This is a genomic window from Collinsella sp. AM33-4BH (genome assembly GCF_003469205.1).
Lineage (GTDB): Bacteria > Actinomycetota > Coriobacteriia > Coriobacteriales > Coriobacteriaceae > Collinsella.
The window spans coordinates 1-2,890 of sequence record NZ_QSIN01000024.1; the positions used below are offsets into that span (position 1 = coordinate 1).

Sequence of the window (2,890 nt, forward strand, 5' to 3'; positions counted from 1 at the left end):
CTTGTGGCGCCGAGCACGAGTATCGACGAGAGAAGGAAGGGGATGAAGGGAAGGAAAGACGGCGCCGCGGCAATGGCGTAAGGCAGGAAGGAAAGGAATGGCAGGTCGCTTGCGGAGGCCGGGATATCCGTGATGCCGGAGCTGCTCAGGGCACGGCAATATGCGAGCTCCGCGTCATTGGTCTCTCGGTCTCCCACGATGGACCCGGATTGGAAGCCTTCGTCCATGAGCGCGTAGTAGCTCTCGGCAGAATCGAGAAAGGCGGCGTCGGTTTGAGCGGCAAGGGCGGCGTTCGCGTATCTTGCAAGCTCCGCGTCATCTTGCTGCTCTGGAGATAGGTCTGTGCCGCTGGCCCGGGGCGCGCGCGTATTGAATGCGTCGACAAAGCCCTGCATGCCCTGCTTCATAAAGAAGGGGCCGTAGATGGGTGAATTGAACGCAATGGGGACGGAAAAGGCTGCAGCGAGAACGAGCGTACAAATCCATGCGGCCTTGTCTCTTAGGATCAGTTTGAGAAGAAGTCGACAGTACATTCAGAAGCACCTACGTTCCTCAAAGAATCGTTAGATTAAAAGTAACAGACCGGATGAAGATACGTGCGACGGGGGCGAGGCGAATGGCTGAGCGGTATCGATATGCGGGTTTAACGGTATTATATTGACCACATAGATTATTAACTTGCATTTCTAACAGTTAAGGAGACGGGTGCTTTCCAGCACACTCCTTCGATGATGCCTTCCGCTAGTTGCTATGCCGGTTTCAGCCAACAAAGAATGTGCCCGGGCGCTCAGGTTCACCGTTAGCGTTGGCAACATATGAGATGGGCCAGACCCTTGCCACGCGCCGATTGCGCGAGAGGTGTCGGGCTCCATGTTTATTCCACCTGCTTGTTATCAACCAGCTTCGTTCAACGTCAGACATTCAAGATGTCAGACGTCGAACCTGCGCTAAAGACGCAGCTGGGGCTACTAGTTGCCTACAATCGCTCGCGAAGCTCACCTGTTCGTGCGTGAATGTCTGACAGCTCCGTCAGACATTGTCGGACATTTGATTGTTCGACAAATGCGCACGTGGTCGCGTTCGCAAAGATAACTGAACGGTCGATGGGTGCGTTGAGACCGGAGCAAACGGCGGATGACAGAAAAATGGCCTCACAGAATCGCACCCATGGTTGATAAAATTGACCGCCCGGGCGCAAATACCCGGGCGGTCAATTCATCCCCTCGTTCGCGATCCTGTTGGGTTTTGGGGCTTTGACATGTTGTTGACGGATGGATCAGCCGTACAGCTTGATCTCCCGGGGTTCCATGTGGTCGTCCCCCAATAAGACGTCCCTGATGTAGCCCTGCGGCAGGAACTCGACGGGCAGCACTGGGTCGTCGACGTAGCCGGGCACTGGGAGTAGGCGTGGCCTTTGGACATAGCGTGGCCGCCTGCCGGCGGTCGGACTGCCACTTCAGCCAAAAGCTCAGGCGCGCGCATTAAAATAATGAATATATCGCTTGATAGGCTTTTGACCAAGCATGAACATCGCAGGTAAATCCGTGTACCAATTTTTGGTATACGAATTTACCTGCGGTTTACTGAAAGCTCTGACATGCACTGTCGACTTCATTAAAATCGATTGCCGATCAAGTCTTCCTATATATGCGAGCCCTGAGAAACTGCGCTGTGAACCTGAGACTGCTATCGATCGGCCCGGTGCACCGGGCCGCTGTCCTCGAGCCGGCATCAGCTTGCCGGTCTCAAAACGTATACTTGATTTAAGGCGGAGTGGAATGTGGGCGCGCAAGGAGATGCGGAATCGATGAGAGCCTCAAAAAAAATTACTGCAGTGTTATCATCTTTCATCCTCTCTATTCTTCCATTTCTGATTCTATGGGCGGCTTGGTCAGTCCTCCCTGATACAATTCCCGCTCATTGGAGTGGGGGTGTGGTTGATCGATGGGGTAATAAGCTTGAATTGCTGGTTGTTCCGCTGTTTTCCCTGATTGGTTCTATTGCAATTTCTGTGTACCTTATTGTTTCCACGCGGCGAAGAGAGTTCGCGGATTTCTCTGTTCGAATGCGACGGGACTTTGTTGCGTGCTATATTTCCAGTCTTCTTTTATCGACAACCTGCTCAGTGATAATTGCCGTTTGGGTTCAGTTGATTCTTACGCAAAGCACTGCGGTTGATGGGGGGCTTGGACTATCGATCCTGTATTCCCTTCCCGGGCTATATGTGATCTTGTGCGCTTTGCCGCCTTTTTATGCGAGCGGCGAGAGCAAAAAGGCAGAGCGCCTGATAACAGTTCTTATTGGCGGCGCGGAGATTGTTCTTTGTGGAATAGTGCTTGAAGGTTCGGCTGCCTCTTATGCGATGATTGGACTGATGATTCTGTTCTGTGCGTTTGAGATTGTGTCACTGGTAAGGGATAGCCGGTCCTTATGAGTTGAATTACGCGCGTGCGGATATAAAGGGTGGCATGTTAAATTTGTTGAAAACTCTGACATGCGCTGCCGACTTCATTAAAATCGATTGCCAATCAAGTCTTCCTATATATGCGAGCCCTGAGAAGCTGCGCTGTGAACCTGAGACCGCTATCGATCGGCCCGGTGCACCGGGCCGCTGTCCTCGAGCCGGCATCAGCTTGCTGGTCTCAAAACGTATGCCGTCCGGTACGACCAACAGCCGAGTCTTGCGCCCAGTTCGAGCAGCGCCAGAGCCCCGTGCCGGAACCCACGCAGCCGATGGCAGGGGAATTCAGCCGCGGCCATCGAGGAGCCGACCCAGGGACGGCGCCCCCAGTCCTCGAAAGATTTCCACCGCCCCCTACAGGCCTGGATTGATTTAACAGTTGATTTAATGGTTGATTTCCGATCTCAGCCGAACACATTGAGCGAATAG

The 2,890-nt window shown here is 53.3% G+C and carries 2 protein-coding genes; one reads left to right on the plus strand and one right to left on the minus strand.

What is annotated here, in order from left to right; genetic code table 11:
• Window positions 1-533 (minus strand): hypothetical protein (locus DW821_RS10020; protein WP_147487047.1); only part of this gene is annotated, 533 nt, incomplete at its 3' end.
• Window positions 534-1,780: 1,247 nt separating this feature from the next.
• On the opposite strand from DW821_RS10020, the gene DW821_RS10025 reads away from it, so the two are divergent.
• Window positions 1,781-2,434, plus strand: coding sequence for a DUF1648 domain-containing protein (locus DW821_RS10025; protein WP_147327790.1), 654 nt, complete (start codon window positions 1,781-1,783; stop codon window positions 2,432-2,434).
• Window positions 2,435-2,890: the final 456 nt, after the last annotated feature.